Annotated in this window: 17 protein-coding genes and 1 tRNA gene; 4 read left to right on the top strand and 14 right to left on the bottom strand. The window is 58.8% G+C overall.

Annotated features, from left to right (window positions below; all coding sequences use genetic code 11):
- Positions 1 to 17 precede the first annotated feature (17 nt).
- The 10 genes from EYD00_RS18785 to cpdR all read right to left on the bottom strand — a co-directional run bounded on the left by EYD00_RS18785 (position 18) and on the right by cpdR (position 10,630).
- Positions 18 to 1,520 (bottom strand): FGGY-family carbohydrate kinase, encoded by a 1,503-nt coding sequence (locus EYD00_RS18785; protein ID WP_022563311.1) that lies wholly within the window; start codon positions 1,518 to 1,520, stop codon positions 18 to 20.
- Positions 1,513 to 2,355, bottom strand: coding sequence for a class I fructose-bisphosphate aldolase (locus EYD00_RS18780; protein ID WP_034500331.1), 843 nt, complete (start codon positions 2,353 to 2,355; stop codon positions 1,513 to 1,515). The genes EYD00_RS18785 and EYD00_RS18780 overlap by 8 nt, the downstream gene beginning before the upstream one ends.
- Positions 2,356 to 2,357: 2 nt before the next feature.
- Entirely contained in the window at positions 2,358 to 4,082 is a 1,725-nt protein-coding gene (locus EYD00_RS18775; RefSeq protein ID WP_022563309.1) for a glycerol-3-phosphate dehydrogenase/oxidase, read from the bottom strand.
- Between the two features lie 115 nt (positions 4,083 to 4,197).
- A complete protein-coding gene (locus EYD00_RS18770; RefSeq protein WP_022563308.1) occupies positions 4,198 to 5,196 on the bottom strand; it encodes an aldo/keto reductase in 999 nt (332 codons plus the stop codon).
- Positions 5,193 to 6,167 carry a sugar-binding transcriptional regulator gene (locus tag EYD00_RS18765; protein WP_022563307.1) on the bottom strand — a complete coding sequence of 325 codons (975 nt, stop codon included), beginning with the start codon at positions 6,165 to 6,167 and terminating at the stop codon, positions 5,193 to 5,195. Before EYD00_RS18765 ends, EYD00_RS18770 begins: the two co-directional genes overlap by 4 nt.
- Positions 6,168 to 6,208: 41 nt before the next feature.
- Positions 6,209 to 7,210: an ABC transporter permease gene (locus tag EYD00_RS18760; RefSeq protein WP_004437313.1), complete on the bottom strand. Its 1,002-nt coding sequence runs from the start codon at positions 7,208 to 7,210 to the stop codon at positions 6,209 to 6,211.
- Between the two features lie 12 nt (positions 7,211 to 7,222).
- Positions 7,223 to 8,743, bottom strand: coding sequence for a sugar ABC transporter ATP-binding protein (locus tag EYD00_RS18755; RefSeq protein ID WP_022563306.1), 1,521 nt, complete (start codon positions 8,741 to 8,743; stop codon positions 7,223 to 7,225).
- Positions 8,744 to 8,812: 69 nt separating this feature from the next.
- Positions 8,813 to 9,826 (bottom strand): substrate-binding domain-containing protein, encoded by a 1,014-nt coding sequence (locus EYD00_RS18750; protein WP_004437310.1) that lies wholly within the window; start codon positions 9,824 to 9,826, stop codon positions 8,813 to 8,815.
- 285 nt (positions 9,827 to 10,111) lie between these two features.
- Positions 10,112 to 10,186, bottom strand: a tRNA-Val gene (locus tag EYD00_RS18745).
- Positions 10,187 to 10,267: 81 nt separating this feature from the next.
- Positions 10,268 to 10,630: a cell cycle two-component system response regulator CpdR gene (gene cpdR / locus EYD00_RS18740; RefSeq protein ID WP_003497910.1), complete on the bottom strand. Its 363-nt coding sequence runs from the start codon at positions 10,628 to 10,630 to the stop codon at positions 10,268 to 10,270.
- 181 nt (positions 10,631 to 10,811) lie between these two features.
- Here cpdR and EYD00_RS18735 point away from each other — a divergent pair, with 181 nt between their 5' ends.
- Both EYD00_RS18735 and hisN read left to right on the top strand, forming a co-directional pair.
- The gene (locus EYD00_RS18735) at positions 10,812 to 11,696 is read left to right on the top strand and encodes an N-formylglutamate amidohydrolase (protein ID WP_022563305.1); all 885 of its coding nucleotides are present in this window, start codon (positions 10,812 to 10,814) and stop codon (positions 11,694 to 11,696) included.
- 313 nt (positions 11,697 to 12,009) lie between these two features.
- On the top strand, positions 12,010 to 12,786 hold the full coding sequence (gene hisN / locus EYD00_RS18730) for a histidinol-phosphatase (protein WP_022563303.1): 777 nt from the start codon (positions 12,010 to 12,012) through the stop codon (positions 12,784 to 12,786).
- Between the two features lie 21 nt (positions 12,787 to 12,807).
- Here the strand turns inward: hisN and EYD00_RS18725 are convergent, their stop codons facing one another.
- Together EYD00_RS18725 and EYD00_RS25970 are read right to left on the bottom strand one after the other, a co-directional pair.
- Positions 12,808 to 13,749, bottom strand: coding sequence for an alpha/beta fold hydrolase (locus tag EYD00_RS18725; protein WP_022563302.1), 942 nt, complete (start codon positions 13,747 to 13,749; stop codon positions 12,808 to 12,810).
- Positions 13,746 to 13,895 carry a hypothetical protein gene (locus EYD00_RS25970; RefSeq protein WP_162471999.1) on the bottom strand — a complete coding sequence of 50 codons (150 nt, stop codon included), beginning with the start codon at positions 13,893 to 13,895 and terminating at the stop codon, positions 13,746 to 13,748. Before EYD00_RS25970 ends, EYD00_RS18725 begins: the two co-directional genes overlap by 4 nt.
- A 223-nt stretch (positions 13,896 to 14,118) precedes the next feature.
- Between EYD00_RS25970 and hspL the strand changes: the two genes are divergently transcribed.
- Positions 14,119 to 14,601 carry a heat shock protein HspL gene (gene hspL, locus EYD00_RS18720; protein ID WP_004437287.1) on the top strand — a complete coding sequence of 161 codons (483 nt, stop codon included), beginning with the start codon at positions 14,119 to 14,121 and terminating at the stop codon, positions 14,599 to 14,601.
- A 62-nt stretch (positions 14,602 to 14,663) separates the two neighbouring features.
- Here hspL and EYD00_RS18715 read toward each other — a convergent pair whose 3' ends face one another.
- Positions 14,664 to 15,683 carry a bile acid:sodium symporter family protein gene (locus EYD00_RS18715; RefSeq protein WP_022563300.1) on the bottom strand — a complete coding sequence of 340 codons (1,020 nt, stop codon included), beginning with the start codon at positions 15,681 to 15,683 and terminating at the stop codon, positions 14,664 to 14,666.
- A gap of 98 nt (positions 15,684 to 15,781) precedes the next feature.
- On the opposite strand from EYD00_RS18715, the gene EYD00_RS18710 reads away from it, so the two are divergent.
- Entirely contained in the window at positions 15,782 to 16,642 is an 861-nt protein-coding gene (locus EYD00_RS18710; RefSeq protein ID WP_022563298.1) for a LysR family transcriptional regulator, read from the top strand.
- A gap of 6 nt (positions 16,643 to 16,648) precedes the next feature.
- Here the strand turns inward: EYD00_RS18710 and glpK are convergent, their stop codons facing one another.
- Positions 16,649 to 18,148 (bottom strand): glycerol kinase GlpK, encoded by a 1,500-nt coding sequence (glpK, locus tag EYD00_RS18705; RefSeq protein ID WP_022563297.1) that lies wholly within the window; start codon positions 18,146 to 18,148, stop codon positions 16,649 to 16,651.
- Positions 18,149 to 18,176 lie beyond the last annotated feature (28 nt).

Here is an 18,176-nt window from a genome sequence, read left to right as displayed (position 1 = left end):
CTGCACGTGGTGCACTTTCAGGTTCGCGCCAGCCGCAAGGCGCTCCAGAAGCCACGCAACTGCGCGGTCAACTCCGCATAAAGACCATAACGCCGCGCATAATGCGAGACTTGCGCAGCATCCGGCTGGTAGGCATTCGCAACCCGTGTCATCGCCGAAACCGCCTCCTCATAATCGGGATAAAGTCCAATCGCCACGGCCGCACCAATGGCAGCACCGAGCGCACCTGTCTCGCGGGCCTCCGCGACACGCAGCGGAATTTCCAGGACATCAGCCATGATCTGCGGCCAATGCTGGCTGCGGGAACCGCCGCCGGACATCACGGCGCTTTCCACCGGCAAGCCCGCTTCGCGCAAGACGCCGATGTGGCGGCGATGCTCAAAACACACACCCTCGAACAGGGCGCGTAACATGTGCCCTTCACCATGCCATCCCGCGAGGCCGTAAAAGCCGCCGCGAAATTCCGCACCCAGCCGCGAGCCGAAAATGAACGGATGGAAGAACGGATCGTCGGCGCGCGGGGTAACGGAGCCGACCAATTCGTTGCAGCGCTCGAAGGCGTGGTCGCCGTGGTCACCGCGAACACGATGCACGTACCATTCGAGATTGGCGGCGGAGGTGGCGCTGGATTCGATATTGACATAGCGGTTGCGGCCAAAGGTCGTAACCATGAAGACATCGGGACTGATGACCGGCCTGTCTGCGAAAACCTGGTTGATGCTCCAGGTGCCGGCGATGATCGAAGCTTCCCCGGCATTGATGACGCCCGACCCCATGGCGCTGGAGACCACATCGAAGAAACCGCCGATGACGGGTGTGCCTTCGGATAGCCCCGTCATACCCGCAGCCTCGCCCGTCACCTGGCCGACGATGTCGGCCGATTCCACGCGATGGGGGAAAAACGCGAACGCGTCCTCGATATCGTAAAGAGACAGAAGCTCGCGGTCGAGTCGCGCTTCCGGCAAAGCCAAAAGTCCCGCGCCGCTGAGATCGGAAATATCATTGGCAAGGAGGCCCGTCAGGCGGAAATTGACGAAATCCTTGCAGAACAACACCGTGCCGGTCCGGGCGTAAAGATCGGGTGCATGTCGCTTCACCCAAGCCAAAAGGCTCGGGGTTTGCGCAGGCCATGGCCGCTGCAGGCAGCGGGCCTGCAATTGCGCTCCGCTTTTCCCGTCAAGCTCGGCCGCCACATCGGCGGCGCGGCTGTCGAGCGACTGGATGCCGATCAGGGGCTGTTGTTTCTTGTCTAGAAGATAAAGACCATTGCCATGGCCGGCGCAGCCTACCGCGAGGATGCTGCGAGGATCGACAGCCGCTTTTACCAGAAGCTGCCGGATCGCCTCGCAACCGTTGCGCCACAATTCCTCGAGATCGCGCTCGACATAGCCGGGCTGCGGGAATGTCGACTGTCCGTCGATCGCGTGTTGCGCAACCTGTCGGCCCGCCGTGTCGAACAGCACGGCCTTGATGACCGTGTTGCCGACATCCAGACCCAATATGTGATTTTTGTCAGCCACGATTATAGATATCCCATGCTTCCTCACCACCCGCACCCTGATGGATGATGGCCATCAACGCCGCAACAACGGCCTTGGGATTGTCGTGCTGGTAAATATTGCGCCCGTAAACCATGCCGTTTGCACCTTCGGCCACCAGAGCCGCCGATTTCGCCAATACATTGCGCAAGTCCTCACGCCCCCCGCCCCGCACCAGCACCGGGCACCGCGCCGCCTCGATCACCCTGTGAAAGTCCTGCGGGTTACTGGTCGGATCGGCCTTGATGATATCGGCTCCCATTTCCGAGGCAAGACGAACCAGCGTAACGATTTTTTCGGCATCGCCATCCACCTGATAACCGCCGCGCACATCATTCGGCAGCATGACCAAAGGTTCGATCATCAGCGGCATCCCGAAACGATGGCAATCGGCGCGCACGCGGCTGATGTTTTCAACACATTGACGAAAGAGCTCAGGTTCGTCGGGCAGCATGAACAGGTTCACGACGACGCAGGCGGCATCCATTTCCAGCGCGCCGATGATCGGGTCATGAGAATTCTGAAGCTGCGACCACATGGTCCTGTGGCGTGTTGAGTTATAGGGGTTGCCCATGTCGATGCGCATGACGAGCGCCGGCTTGTCGCGCTCCGGCCGCTGCTGCAGCAGGTCTGCCTGGCCGTAGGCCATCTGGATGGCGTCGGGGCGAGCCTCTACCAGCCGGTCCACGGTCTGCGACATATCCTCCAGCCCGACGAGGAAGCTCGGCTCGTTACAAACCCCGTGATCGATGGCCACATCCAGACAGCCGCCATTGCGGAACAGCCTGTTCATGCGCGCCTTCTTCGAAATCCGCATCATCATGCATTCTCCTTGCATCTGTGTTGAAGCATTGCCGGCGTGACCCCGTAAAAGGTCTCCAGCTCGTGAATGAGCCGCTGACGTTCCGCTGACGCCTGATTTGGCAGCCAGCCCAACTCGCGCGCTGCGACGGCGAGCATCGCGTCGATCAGATCGGCATCGATGACGCCGGTGATGGCGAGCGTCGTGCGACGCAGGACGAGATCGGTCAGGTGCCGCACCTGTTCGCAACGGATGAGCCAGACCACTTCCGCTGCCGTGATCGGCGATTTTTCTGAAAGCCGCACGTCATCCGAACGATCCCGGCAAAAACCCATCAGCTCAAACGCGCGGGAGCCGTAAGCCAGGGCCAGATGCTCCGCCCGGTCTTCGGCAATCGAAAACTCCTCCGACAACAAGGCAGGCAGGCCGCCTGCACCGGCCGGAAAATTCCTGCCGCCGCCGATTGCGCGGTCCATGGTGCCGGTCAGTCGCTTTCGTCCAAGAAAGGCCAGAACCTCGTCGGTCACCTGTTCGCCAAAAGCTCTGAAAGTGGTCCACTTGCCGCCGATCATGCAGAGCTGCGGCGGATCACCCGCAACGCGGTGGATGAAATGGCTGCGGGATATTTTCCCGGTGAAGGCGGCATCGCTTCGCGGCAATGGGCGTATACCGCTGAAACTGAAGACGATGTCGGAGCGATCGATGGCAATCTGCGGAAAGACCTGCCGGATCGCGTCCAGAATGTAGCCCCGTTCCTCGGGCTCGCAGCGCACCCGCTCGGGCCGATCCACCTTGATATCGGTCGATCCCGCAAGAACCCGGTCGAGATAAGGGAAGAGGATGCAGACCCGGTTGTCCGTGTTTTCAAAGAAAATCATGTGGCCGTTCAGCGCCTTGAGAAGTTCCTCATTGGCAAGGATCAGATGCGATCCCTTGGTGCCTGAAACGGTGGGTTTTGCCCTGTCCGACGCCGGGCCATCGGCCAATACGTCGATCGTCTCGTCGATCCAGGCTCCCGTTGCATTGATGATGATCCGGGGCCGTATCGGCAGGATTTCGTCCGCTTCCTCCGTCCGCAGACCATATTCATCGCCCACACGGACGAGTTCGGCATAGTTCAGTGCAACGCTTTGCGGCGCATCCGACTGGCTGTCGATCAGAAGCTCCAGAGCAAGCCGTTCGGGCTGGCTTATCCAAGCATCGTAATAGGTGGCGGAATATCTGATCTCCGGTGTCAGATCCGGCCAATGCTGCAAAGTATCGGCCGCGCCGCGAAAGACGTGACGGGGCAGGATGCGGTTTTTGCGAGTGACGAAATCATAGAGCATCAGACCCGCCTTGATGGCGAGCGCGCCCCGGCTTGCGGGTTTCCCACCGGAGCCGGCAAAGGTTGCTGCCGCATTGAACAGGCCGCTGAAAGTCGAAAAAATCGGGATCGTGGTCGGCAGCGGCCGAACCATATGCGGTGCGAGCCTCAGAAGTGCATCGCGCTCCCGCAGGGATTCGGCCACCAGGCCGAATTCGCCGTTTTCTAGATAACGCAGGCCGCCATGGATCATCCGCGAGGGAGCAGCGCTGCAGCCCGAGGAAAAATCGCTGCGCTCGACCAGAAGAACTCTCAGCCCCTGCAGGGCAAGATCACGATAGGCGGCGATGCCATTGATACCGCCGCCGATGACCACGGCGTCGAAATCACCGTCTTGCCGGATGCGATGGAGAGCGTCCTCGCGAAAACTGGGCATAGGAATACCGTTCGCTGGCGATGACCAGCGTCCCAATGTTGTTGAACGTTAAGCGACGTGAGAAAGGGAACGAAATTATGCGATGTGCGCCTGAAACCCCGTTCCAGCTACATAATCAGGTATCGAGACCCACGAGATGCTCCGCGATACCAGTGCTGATGAGCGCCAACTCACTCTCTGTGAGGCGAAGACGCGCGGCGGCGGCGTTTTCAACCGCCTGAGCCGGATCGCGTGCGCCACACAGCGAGAATGTTATACCCGGCTGGGCAATCGTCCAGGCAATCACCACCTGTGCCACTGAGGCGGAATGGGCGGCCGCCACCGGTTTCAGCACGCCCATCAAACGCGCGATCTTTTCACGGTTGGCCTGGCTGAACCGCGGATTGCCATGGCGCTGGTCATCTTCCGCAAAAACCCGCTCCGGCCCGACCTTGCCCGAGAGGAGACCGAGCGCCAGCGACGAATAGCTGAGAACCGAGACGGCATTCCCCCGGCAAACGGGTAGGAGCGTCGTCTCGATATCGCGCTTTACCATGGAATATTCTTCCTGAATGGCATCCAGCGCCCCGGTGGCGATATAGGCTTCCAGATCGGCCTGCGAGACGTTGCTTGCCCCGATCGAACGGATCTTCCCCTCTTCCTTCAGCCGCACCAAAGCCCCGACTGTCTCGGCAATCGGCGTCGTGGCATCCTGCCAATGGGTGACGTAGTGGTCGATATAATCTGTCCCAAGCCGTTTCAGGCTCTCTTCGACCTCGTACCGGATGGATGCGGCGCCGAGATAACGATGAACCGGCTTGCCATCCTGATGGAAGAAATAAGCGCCCTCATTCACATGCCACACAAGCCCGCATTTGGTGACCAGCACCACCTTGTCGCGTCTGCCGGCAATTGCCTTGCCAACGATTGTTTCGGCAAGCCCCATGCCATAGGCTGGCGCAGTATCGATGAGGGAAATCCCCGCATCGATGGAGGCCTGGATGGCTGCTATGGACTGCCGCTCGTCGGTGCCGCCCCACATCCAGCCACCGATGGCCCAGGTTCCAAGCCCCACGGCAGATGAGTTGATACCGCTTTTGCCTATCGTCCGGGTCAATATTGCGTTGTCCGTCACGAGGTTTCCCCTCCTTCATGATCCAATAAGTAGCCGGCTATCGCTTCATCCACGACCAGCGAGGTCAGATAGTGGCCGGCAAGCGTGGCCGCCACCGGGCCGGCCTTGATGGCGCCTGCTGCGACACCGATGATGTTTGGGCACCGGGCAAGCTGCCCGGGGTCCAGCGCCACCACGCGCGAGTTGAGATCGATCCGGGCAAGCTGCCCGTCCGCCATGGTGAGGTGGGCGAGAAACTCGCCGGCAATGCCGGCATCCACCAGCGCCTGTCCGCCACGGGCGGCATCCGGCAGAAGATCGTAATAGCCAGAGCCTGGCGCCTCCACCGAACCAATGCCGACCAGCGCCACCTGCGCCTGACGCGCCAGGTCGAAAACCTCACGGATCGATGCAACATTCATGAGGAGATCGCGCTGTTCCTCGTCTTCGGCGAATAACGGTGCGTGCAGCAGCGAGGCGCTGCCGCCAAGTTTTTCCGCCAGTTGCGTGGCGAGATGATTGACATCGGTGTAATGCTTGCCCTGCACCCCGCCGGTGAGCGGCACTACCCGCACATCGAAACGGCGCTCCGCCTGCAGATTGTCGACAACCGCACTCACCGCCTTGCCGCCCGTAATCGCGATCACATCGCCGTCGCGGATCGTTTCCAGCAAATGGTTTGCGGCCACCCGCCCGACCATTTGCAAGGCTGTTTCCGGATTGTCCGATACCGTTGGCGTAACGACGGATTGTTTAAGGCCAAACCGGCGGGTGACCTCGTTTTCAAGGTCCACAAGCCGCTGATAAGGACTGGAGATGCTGATCTTCACCATGCCCGCCTTGCGGCCGGCCGCGATCATGCGGTTCACCTTGGTGTGGGAAAGGTTGAGCCGCTCGGCGATTTCGGACTGTTTCACCCCTTCGATGAAATGCAGCACCAGGACGGAATACATCTGCCTCTGTTGATCGAAATCGTCCTTGATATCCAGCATGATCGTCTTTCTCCAGTTACCTTCGGGCGAGCGGACGGCGCTCAACGGCGGCGCCTGACCAGATAGTGGTCGAACAGTACCGCAGCCAGCAAGATGCTGCCCCTGATGATGTCCTGCCAGTAGACAGACACATTGAGCAAGGCAAGCGAACTGGAAACCACCGAGAGAAGGATGGCTCCCAGGATCGCGCCAAGAATCGTACCCGAACCGCCCGAAAGGCTGGCGCCGCCGATGACCGCGGCCGCAATGACGTTGAGTTCCATGCCGATGCCGAAGCTTGGCTGGGCAGAACCGAAGCGCGCCATGTAGATAACACCTGCAACACCGCAAAGCATCGAACAAAGCGTTGTGGTGGCGAAGACCACGCGGCCGACACGGATGCCGGAATAGGCCGCGGCCTTGGGATTGCTGCCGGTGTAAAAAACCTTGCGGAAAGCAGTCGTGCGCCGCAGCAGCAGATCGAAAGAAACGACCACCACCATAAATATGATCAGCACCAGCGGAATGCCGCCAATCACACCCTGACCGATGAACTTGAATTCCGGCGGCAGGGAGTAGAGCCCGAGCGGCCGCCCGCCGGTCGCCAGCAGGCAAACACCGCGCGCAATGACCATGACGCCCAGCGACACGATGAAATGATGCAGACCGATGACCGTGGTCAGAAATCCCATGACCATACCGACCAATGTCGTCAGGCAGATTGCCAACCCCGCCGCCACCCAGGGGTCGACGCCGTTGAGGAAAAGCCAGCCGGCTGCCACCATCGCGAGCGCCGTAACGGATCCCACCGAAAGATCGATGCCACCAGAGATCAGAAGAATCGTCATGCCCACCACGACGATGCTTTCGATAGCGAAGACCATGGCCATGGCCCGCAGATTGTCCACGGTCAGGAAGTACGGCGAGATGAAGGACATCACGGCAAAAAGCGCGAGAATGATTACGATCAGCCCGGTTTCCCGCGCCTTGAGCGCCGGCTCCCACCACGCTGTCCGGCGAACCGCCGTCCCGGCAAGGCTTGAAGGTGTTTCCGATGTTGCCATTTTCCCGCTCCCTCAGGCTTCCGCCGCATTCTGCACAATATTGATCGACGCGAGCTGCATGATCTTCTCCTCCGTCATGTCGTCCCCCTCGACCTCGCCGGTGATGCGCCCCTCGCGCACGACAAGCACACGATCGCTGACGCCGATGAGTTCCGGCAGTTCGGAGGAGATGACGACCACGCCAACCCCCTCACGCGCCAGTTCCCGGATCTGGCGGTGGATTTCCGCCTTGGCACCCACATCCACCCCCCGTGTCGGCTCATCCAGAAAGATGACCTTCGGTTCCACCGACAGCATCTTCGCCAGCGCCACCTTCTGCTGGTTGCCGCCGCTCAGGGTCGAGACGGAATCACCGACGCTGTTCGCCCGCAGTTTCAGCCGGCGCCCCAGCTCATCTGCGCGCTTCATCTCTTTGCGCCGTTCGATGAAACCCATGCCATTCGATATCCTGCCAATGTCGAGCGCGGAGACATTGGCGGCGATCGACATGTTCAGGAACAGCCCATCCCCCTTGCGGTCCTCGGAAAGATAAACGATCCCTTCCCGGATGCTGTCACGATAGTCTTTCAGGCCAAGCCGGCGGCCACGTAACATAACCTCGCCTGTCGGCTTGCCCTCCAGCCGGCAGACCGCCCGCGCGATCTCGCTTCTTCCCGCACCGATCAGTCCAGCCAACCCCAGGATTTCACCCCGATGCAGATCGAAACCGACATCGAAAACGCGCTTTCCTTCATTCAGACCCCGAACAGAGAGAATGACGTCGTCAGACTTCTCATCATCCGAGAGCTTCGGCGGGTAGAGCTTGTCGAGTACCCGTCCCACCATGCTGTTAACGACTTCCTCAGGGGAGATATCAGCAATATTCTCCGTCCTGATATGGCAACCGTCGCGCATGACGGTGATGCGGTCGCAATGTTCGAAAATCTCCGCCATGCGATGCGAAATATAGATGATGGCAATGCCGCGCTCGGCCAGCCGGTGCATGATCCGGAAAAGTGTCTGGGCTTCGGTCTCTGTCAGCGCTGCCGTTGGCTCATCGAGGATCAGGATGCGGCAATCCAGCGTCAACGCCTTGGCAATCTCAACGATCTGCTGCTGCGAAATCGAAAGGCCGCCCGCGCGGCTGGCGGGATCGATGTCGCCGATCTCCCGCAGCACTGCTGCCGCCCGCTTTTCCAGGTCGCGGTAATTCATGAACCAGGAACGGCTTCGACCGGTCTCTGACATAAACATGTTTTCGGCAACCGAAATATCAGGGCAAAGAGCGATCTCCTGATGCACGAAACCGATGCCGAGCCGGTTCGCCACATTAGGCGAGGATATCTTGACCGGCTTGCCATCCAGCAGGATCTCCCCTCCATCGGGCTGCAGAATGCCGTCAATGATATGCATCAGCGTCGACTTTCCGGCACCGTTTTCCCCGGCCAGCGCGTGGATTTCGCCGCGCCGCAGGTCAAGTGCAGCACTCCGCAGCGCCTTTACGGGCCCGAATGCCTTATGAATATTCGTCATGCTGAGGATGACCTCACCCATAACGCCCTCCCGAACCGGCTTTCCACATGGCCGGCGAGGCGTAAACCTCGCCGGGTCCAGATCGACGCCTCAGCGCCCCTTCATATATTCGTTGAGATCGAAGGAGGCGGCGTTCGCCTTGGTGATGACGGCAAAACCATTGTCCATCGAAGGCACCTGCATCGGGTTGAAGCCGGAGACCTTGTAGTCGTTGAACGGGTCGATCAGGTCCGAATGAGCACCGAGAAACGTGTTCATGAAACCCATGAAGCCCTGAACCCCCTGATTGGGATTGATGGCCATATAGATATTACCCTGCTTGATGTGTTCCAGCGTTGCCGGCGTGATATCCGCATGCAGGATCAGGACCTTCTTTTTTGCCTCGAGAACGGCGGTCGTCGCACCTTCAGCCGAACCGGCCTCAGGGATCCACAATGCACCGAGATTGGGATTGGCCTGCAGTAGTGCGGCGGTTGCCTGATAAGCGACGTTTGCATCCTGGTTGGTCGCTTGCCGGCCAACGAGCTTCATCTGCGGATAAGTCCGCCCCATATAGTCTATGAGGGCGGTAACGCGCAGATCATGGTTGCTTTGGCCCGGATTTTCCAGAACGGCATATTCGCCTTTTTCACCAAGCTTCTTGACGATTTCGTCAGCCGCAAACTTCGCCTCTGCGACATTGTCCGAGGTAATATAGGCGGTGCGCTTCGACTTCGGAGAATCGGCGGCGAAGGTGGTCACGGATACACCTGAGGCGATCGCCTTGTTGATCGGCTCGATGAAAGGATCGGCCTGCATCGGGTGCAGGAGAACGCCTTTCGGCTTCTTCACCAGCTCCTGCTCGAAGGACGCGATCTGCTTTGTGATGTCATATTCCGGCGTGCCGGTGAAAACAGCTTCGCAGCCGAGCGCCTTGGCGGCCTGCTTGAACCCTTCAAATACCGGAACCCAATAGGGATGGCTGGAAACCATGACATTCATCACATAGGTTTCGCCGGGTTCACAGGCAAACTTGCCTGCGGCGGCGGCCGGCGAACCGGCGCCAGCCGCAAGCGCCACGGCCAATACACCCGCAGCGACGGTCGATTTCAGAAAAGCCAACATATTCCCCTCCCAAGGATAATGACTTGTCGCGCAATAAATTTTAGTCTCTGTAATTTATTGCATACTGATGGCATAGCTGGAAAAACTGGAGACGTCAACGGCATTGAATTTTATTTTTCAATTCGAAATTTATTGCAAACATACCCCGCCACCGCAGTGACTTGAAGCTCATGCGCAGGAGAAAGCCAGCAGCGACAGAAATCGCTTCCGAGGAAAAAGGGCTTGGCTGAAGGAGAAACGAAAAATGGGTTTCTGACTGCTCAGAAACCCTTTTATGAATTCGGATGGTGGGCGTGACAGGGATTGAACCTGTGACCCCTACGATGTCAACGTAGTGCTCTCCCGCTGAGCTACACGCCCTCCGTGGCGGCGGATAGACCACAAAACCGGTTCATGCGTCAACTGCTTTTTTTCGGTTTTGTGAAGGTTTTTTGAGAGGCCTTACGCCACAAGGAGTTTGTTGACCTCATCCACCAGATCGCGCAGATGGAACGGCTTGGAAAGCACCTTGGCGTCCTTCGGAGCCTTCGAATCGGCATTCAGCGCAACCGCTGCAAAGCCGGTGATGAACATGACTTTCAGGTCCGGGTCGAGTTCGGTCGCGCGTCGTGCAAGCTCGATACCGTCCATTTCGGGCATGACGATATCGGTGAGCAGAAGGGAAAAGGGCTCCTCGCGCAGCCGGTCGTAAGCGCTTGCGCCATTGTCGAAGGAAGAAACCTTGTAACCGGCTTTTTCCAGCGCCTTGACGAGGAAGCGGCGCATATCGTTATCGTCTTCAGCGAGAAGAATTTTCTGATTCATGGTTAAGTGACCGTAACTGCTCAATGTTTGGAATACCCTAGCGCGATTATAGGATTTTCACGGTAAATATCCTGTGAACACGTGAATCGGTATAGCGCTACTTGGGCGACAGTATGGACTTGCCGCACCGTAACTGGCAACATGAACCTCCTGATAGTTTGCGACATGGTAAATGGCCTGAATGGACTGGGTAACAGGTGAATATGAGCTGTTCGAAGTAACGGAACCTGCCGTTCAAACCCTGCCATTCGTCTATAATTCCCCCCATAGCGGCCGCTGCTATCCCATCTCCTTCCTAGAATCGGCGCGGCTCGATTCGCATGACATCCGTCGCTCCGAGGACCACTTCGTCGACGAGCTTTTCGGCGCCGCCCCAGAGATTGGCGCGCCGCTGTTGAAAGCGAATTTTCCGCGCGCCTATCTCGACGTCAATCGAGAGCCCTATGAGCTCGATCCCCGCATGTTCGAGGGCACCTTGCCGCCCTACGCCAATATCGGCTCCATGCGGGTTGCAGGCGGCCTTGGAACCGTGCCGCGTATCGTTGCGGAAAACATGGATATTTATGCCCATCGCCTGCCGGTGGATGAAGCCCTCTCCCGTATCGAGACCATCTACAAACCCTACCACGCATGTCTGCGTCGCCTGCTGTCCCGCACGCACGCACATTTTGGCATGGCGGTGCTGATCGATTGTCATTCGATGCCCGGTAATATCCGGGTCACCGGGTCAAACCTCAGACCTGATATTATTATCGGCGACCGCTACGGCACCAGCGCCTCCCAGGAAGTCTCGCGTGCGGCCCTACATTTCCTCGAAGAACTTGGCTTCGTCGCCGTCTGCAACAAGCCCTATGCCGGCGGCTTCATTACCGAACATTACGGCCGTCCCATACGCTCGCTTCACGCGCTGCAGATAGAGGTCAACCGGTCGCTTTATGTCGATGAAAAAACGCTTTTGAAGAAAGGCGATTTCCCCGCCATTCAGGCTTCGCTGGAAATATTCATGCGCCAGCTCGGGGCTTTCGTGTCGGAATATGCGATCGAAACTTCGCTTGCCGCCGAATAGCACAGCCAAGCTTCTCAATTAAATCGTTCGCCCCTTGCCTGGCTGTGCGCCGGGCAAAAAAAACCGCGCCTTGGCGCGGTCAAGTCTAGGGAGGAAACACCCAAGGAGGGTATTTACAGTCAAAGACTGTAGCATCACGCTACGCAGTAATTGCACAATTGTCAATCATTTTATTTTTTGCATGTTTTTTGTGCTTTTGCCGAAAATATGGAAACCGCGGCTTCGTCACCATACGAGTGGACAGCGGAGGTGATTCCGGTCTATGCATTTCGCCACACAATTGAGGCCATCAATTCACGCAATGAGGTTTCGCATGCTGCCCGACCGGAATTTCTTCTTCGAACTCGCTGATGCGGCCAGCGCCGAAACGCTTCCCCGCTTTCGCACGGGCGTTGCCGTTACCAACAAGCAGGATGGCGGCTATGATCCGGTGACGGAAGGCGATCAAGCGGCCGAAAGCGCCATTCGTGCGCTCATCGAGGCTCGTTTTCCCCAGCACGGCATCCTCGGGGAAGAACATGGCAATGTCGGTCTCGACCGCGAGCATGTCTGGGTCATCGACCCCATTGACGGCACACGCGCCTTCATTTCCGGCGTGCCCGTATGGGGAACTCTGATCGGCTTCCAGTCTGCCGGCCGCGCCACGATGGGCATGATGGACCAGCCCTTCACCAGGGAGCGTTACTTTGCCGACGGCACCTCCGCCTGGTATTTCGGACCCGAGGGCGAACGAACCATCCGCACGCGTGACTGCGCTTCGTTATCGGACGCAATACTTTTTACCACAACACCTCATATTTTCACCGCCGAGGAAAAGCCCTTCTACGAAAAGGTGCAGGATCAGGTCCGCCTTTTCCGCTACGGCGTGGATTGTTACGCCTATTGCCTGCTGGCCGCGGGTCATGTCGATCTCGTCATTGAATCCGGCCTGAAGCCCTACGATGTGGGCGCACTTATTCCGGTCATCAAGCAGGCCGGCGGCATCATCACCACATGGGATGGCGGACGTCCTGAAAATGGCGGCCGCATTCTGGCCGCCGGCTCCAGATCCGTACACGAACAGGCGCTTGCCATTCTCTCCAGACTATAGACCTGCCCTGCAAGGCGGCCATCACTCCGGCGCGAAAAACGCGTCGATGGCGGCCAGTGCCTGCTTGCGGAAAACATCCCGCTCATGCAGCAGTTCATGACGCGCGCCGGTGATGGGAAGAAGCTGCGCTGCCCGGAAATTGCGCGACAGCTCTTCCTGCGCCTTATAGGGCGTTATCGTGTCCAGCATGGGCGCCAGAATAAGGGTAGGAATGGTTATATTCGTCAGATGATCCTGACGGGTCACTCGGCCCATGGTCTTCAATGCCTCATAGACCCAGCGGGCCGTTGGCGCGCCAATGAACAGTTCCGGAAACTGCCTGTGCAGCGAGAGATTCCTTGCGAAACGTTTTGCGTCCGAGGTTAGCGGATTGCCGTCAAAATCCCGTTCGCGCTGGTCCCTGCCAAGCTGAACTTTTCCCAGGCCGGCAAGGCTCAAAGCCGTGGCGACCAGCCGGATAACGGATGACGGGACGGATTGCTGACTGTCGAGTTCTATGAAGGGCGAACAAAGCGCCAGCCGATCAATCCTGTTCGCGAGCCCGGGCGCTGCGGCAAGCGCGGCAAGCGCGCCGGTAGAATGTGCAATCATGAAGAACGGCAGCCTCGTATCCGGAAGCACCACCTGTTCCAGAAAAAGGCTGATGTCGTGCTGATAATCGGAAAAGCGCCGCACGTGCCCGGCACCCGGCCTTTTGAGCAGCCGTTCGGAACCGCCCTGCCCGCGCGTATCGAACGTCGCGACCCAGAAGCCCATGGCCGTCAGACCGGCCACTGTTTCAAAATATTTTTCGATACATTCGTTTCTGCCATGCAGCAGAACCACCGTTCCGCGGGCAACATGACGATGGGTCCGAAAGATCGCATAGCGGAGCTGTTTGCCGGCATGGCCAGAAAAATATCCAACCACATGGCTGTCGGGAACCGGATTGTCTTCACTGGCGCGCAATGTGGCTTCGATCATCGGTCTTTTTCCGGCTTTTCAACTCTTTTCGGATAGGTCGGCGGCGCGGGAAGGTCAAAGAAAAAATTGCCGGAACCGTCGGTTAAAGCAGTCGCGGTTCCGGCGAGTAAGACAGAAGAAGAAGGGACGTTATTGCTTCTGTCCACGGAGAATGTCTCCGATGACTGGAGTTTTATGGCTCTCAAACTGAACGATGCCGGAACCGGATGTTCAGACATGGTTCATGTTGCATCCACCCCTTGACGCCGCGCGACGCCATTCCCATCTCCTTCATGCGGTCGCCAAAGCGGGGCCGCGCCAAATGTCCGACCGTCGCCAGAATGGGATGGCGGACTTAACCGCAAACAGTCGCTTCTTAAGGAGGACACCATGCGTCACGTTGATTTTTCCCCTCTCTATCGTTCCACCGTGGGCTTCGACCGTCTTTTTTCGATGCTTGACGGCCTCGGCCAGCCTGAGCAGGCCCAGTCCTATCCGCCCTACAATATCGAGCGGACCGGTGAGAATACCTATCGCATCACCATGGCGGTTGCCGGTTTCGATGAAAATGAACTCAGCATCGAATCCCGCGCCAATGCGCTGACCGTGAAAGCCGAGAAAGCCACGGATGAGAAGACGACGGAAGGCGAATTTCTGTATCGCGGCATCGCCACGCGCGCCTTCGAACGCCGCTTCCAGCTTGCCGACCACGTAGAAGTGCAGACCGCTTCCCTGAAGAATGGCCTGCTTCACATCGATCTCGTTCGCAATATTCCGGAAGCCATGAAGCCGCGCCGCATTGCGATCTCGTCCGACAGCGCCGATGCGCCGAAGACCATCGAAGCCCAGGTTACCCCGGCTCAGGTTAACTAAGTATTCCACATGCAAGACAGACGGCCCCCTTGAGGGGCCGTTTTTGTTGGCGGGAGCGCGTTTTATCGAGCGGAGGCTGCGGCGCCTTCTGCCGCAGCCGCTTCGGCTATCGCTGCCTTTTCATGGGCCTTGCGGGCATAACGCTGGGCAAGGACAGCGCAGACCATCAACTGGATCTGATGAAAGAGCATGATCGGTAAAACGATGGCACCGATGCTCTGGCCGGCGAAGATCGCGCCGGCCATGGGCACGCCGCTGGCGAGGCTCTTTTTCGAGCCGCAGAAGGTGATGGTGATCTCATCGGCCTTGTCAAAACCCAATAGCCGGCTGCCGAACATCGTTACACATAGGACAAGCGCCAGCAGCAGGATATTGATGACGATGACCACACCGATATCCCGGAGCGAAAACGTGTGCCATATGCCCTCGATGACCGCATCGGAAAAGGCGAGATAAACGACCATCAGGATGGAGCCGCGATCGACCGGAGAAAGCAATTTCTTGCGCGCCCTTATCCAGTCACCAATCCAGGGCTGCAGGACCTGACCGACGATGAAAGGCAGAAGCAGCTGCAGGAAGATTTGCAGGAAAGCATCCAGCGAAAATCCGCCGCCATGGCCGCCGACCGTGAACAGCAGGCCAACCAGCAACGGCGTCAGGAACATGCCGAAAATATTCGAAGCCGAGGCTGAACAAATCGCCGCCGGCACGTTTCCGCCCGCCATTGACGTGAAGGCGATGGATGACTGCACGGTGGATGGCAGCACACAGAGAAACAGCACGCCCATATAGAGCGGTGCCGGCAGGATGCTTTCGGGAATGAAGCCTATCGCCACACCGAGAAGCGGGAAAAGGCCGAAGGTCACGAGCAGGATCGCCAGATGCAGACGCCAGTGCAGGATGCCCGCAATCACCACATCCCGCGAAAGCCGCGCGCCGTGCAGGAAGAACAGCAGAGCGATCGCGAGTTTTGTCGCAAGCCCGAAATATTCTGCCGGCTCGCCGCTGATCGGCAGGATGGAAGCCAGAATTACGGTGGCCACCAGCATCATGGTGAAACGGTCGGGCAGGAAGCGGGTCATGGGAGGTCTTTCCGGCAGCGGTTTTGCTTGAAACGCGCGCCACTATCGCTCATCATGATTTCGGATGCAAAGATTAACAGTTATCATGATTTGAGATAATGCTGAACCTTCAACATCTTGCCAGTTTCGTCATGCTCCAGCAAACCGGCAGTTTTACCCTTGCTGCCGAACGGCTCGGCATTGGCCAATCCACTGTCAGCCAGCATATTCAGAGGCTTGAAGCCTCCCTTGGCCGCCGATTGATCGCACGCAACACCCATCAGGTAAAACTGACCGGCGAGGGTGAGGCATTACTCGGTTACGCTCGCAACATGCTTGAAATCGATAGCAAGGTCTCTTCGCTCTTCAGCGAAAGCCGCCTGCGCGGTCGGCTGCGGCTTGGTGTGTCGGAAGATTTTGTCGCCAGTCGCCTTACGACCATTCTGGAGGAATTCATTCGGCTTTATCCGCTGGTTGACCTTGAACTAACGGTCTCGCTGAGCGGTGTGCTTTACCAGATGCAGGACAATGGCGAACTTGACGTGGTGTTGGCCAAGCGTCGTCTTGGCGACAAGCTTGGTCATTTCCTTTATCGCGAACCGCTCGTCTGGCTGGCGCGCGATCCTGAGCGGATGCTGAACCAGCCGGATGCGCTCCCGCTGATTGCCTTTCCGCCGCCGAGCATCACCCGGAGGGCGGCGCAGGAGGCACTGGACCGGGCCGGTCTCGCCTGGCGGATCGTCTGCACCTGCGGCAGTCTCAGTGGACTAACCGCCGCAGCAAGGGCGGGCATGGGCATTCTGGTGCAGCCGCGCAGCATGGCGCCGGCTGGTCTGAAGGAGATTGCCGCAGGCGTGCTGCCGCTGCTGGAAGACGTTGAATTTGTGCTTCAACCGAGCAAGGGCGCGGAGGCGGAGCTGGTGCGCGCCCTTTCCGATCTCGTTTACAGCAAGAGCATCGCACCCGGCAGTTTCGTGTAACCGGCCTTAATTGTCCCGTTTCGAGAGGCAACGGCCGACGCTGTCGCGCCAGCCTGCGATGGCGTTCTTCCGCTCGCTCTCTTCCATCTCGGGGCTGAAGCGGCGGTCGCGCCGCCAATGGTCGGCGAAGGCCTTGCGGTCCGGCCAGATACCGGCACGTGAGGCCGCAAGCCAGGCGGCACCAAGGATTGTCGTCTCGAGAAACACCGGTCTATCGACGGGCGCGGCGAGAATATCCGCCAGCCGCTGCATCGTCCAATCGGAGGCGACCATGCCGCCGTCGACCCTCAGCACCGTCTTGCCATTGTCACCCGCCCAGTCCTTGCGCATCGCATCCAGCAGATCGAACGTCTGATAGGCAACGCTTTCGAGCGCCGCGCGGGCAAATTCCGCCGGGCCCGTCCCGCGTGTGAGGCCGAAGATCGCACCCCGCGCTTCGGCATCCCAATAAGGCGCGCCAAGACCGGTAAAGGCAGGCACGAGATAAACGCGCTGTTTCGGATCGGCCTTTTCGGCAAGCGCGCTGACTTCTGATGCAACCGAGATGAAACCAAGCTCGTCACGCAGCCACTGCACCGCCGCCCCGGCGATGAAGATAGAGCCTTCCAGCGCATAGGTCGTCACGCCGCCGAGGCGATAAGCAATCGTCGTCAGCAGCCGGTTTGTGGAGGCCACCCGGTCTGTGCCCGTATTGAGAAGTGCGAAGCAACCGGTGCCGTAGGTCGATTTCATCATGCCCGGCTCGAAGCAGGCATTGCCGATCACCGCCGCCTGCTGGTCGCCCGCAACGCCGAGGATCGGAATTTCCGCGCCCAGAAGCGACTTGTCAGTTACGCCGAAATCGGCGGCGCAATCCAGAACCTCCGGCAGCATGGCGCGGGGGATGTCGAGGATGGACAGGAGCTCATCATCCCAGACATTGTCTTCGATATTGTAGATCAGCGTTCGCGAGGCGTTGGTGGCGTCGGTCACGTGCCGGCGGCCGCCGGTGAGACGGTAGATCAGGAAACTGTCGACGGTACCGAAGCAGATTTCTCCCTTGCCCGCCCTTTCGCGAAGACCGCCGACGCTGTCCAAGAGCCATTTCAGCTTCGTGCCGGAAAAATATGGATCGAGCAGCAGTCCGGTCTTTTTAGAGAAGAGCGGTTCCAGCCCCCTTCTTTTCAAATCCTCGCAGACCGGGGCGGCACGGCGATCCTGCCAGACCACGGCGCGGTGCACCGCTTCGCCGGTGTTGCGGTCCCACAGCACCGTCGTTTCCCGCTGATTGGTGATGCCTATCGCCTCTATATCGGTTGCGGCGATGCCGGCATCGGCAAGTGCAAGTCGGATGGTTTCAAGCACACTTTTCCAGATGTCTTCGGCATCGTGTTCGACCCAGCCGGAGGCAGGAAAATGCTGCGGAAATTCTCGCTGCCCGACACCGATGACCCGCATGTCGCGATCAAAGACCATCGACCTTGTCGATGTCGTGCCCTGATCGATCGCCAGAATATAACCGCCCATTATGTCACTCCCTTTCAAACGCAATGAC

The organism is Agrobacterium sp. 33MFTa1.1 (genome assembly GCF_004328495.1).
In the GTDB taxonomy this organism is placed as follows: Bacteria; Pseudomonadota; Alphaproteobacteria; order Rhizobiales; family Rhizobiaceae; genus Agrobacterium; species Agrobacterium pusense.
The sequence above is the reverse complement of the archived record's forward strand: the minus strand, read 5'-3'. Positions and strand labels throughout refer to the sequence as shown.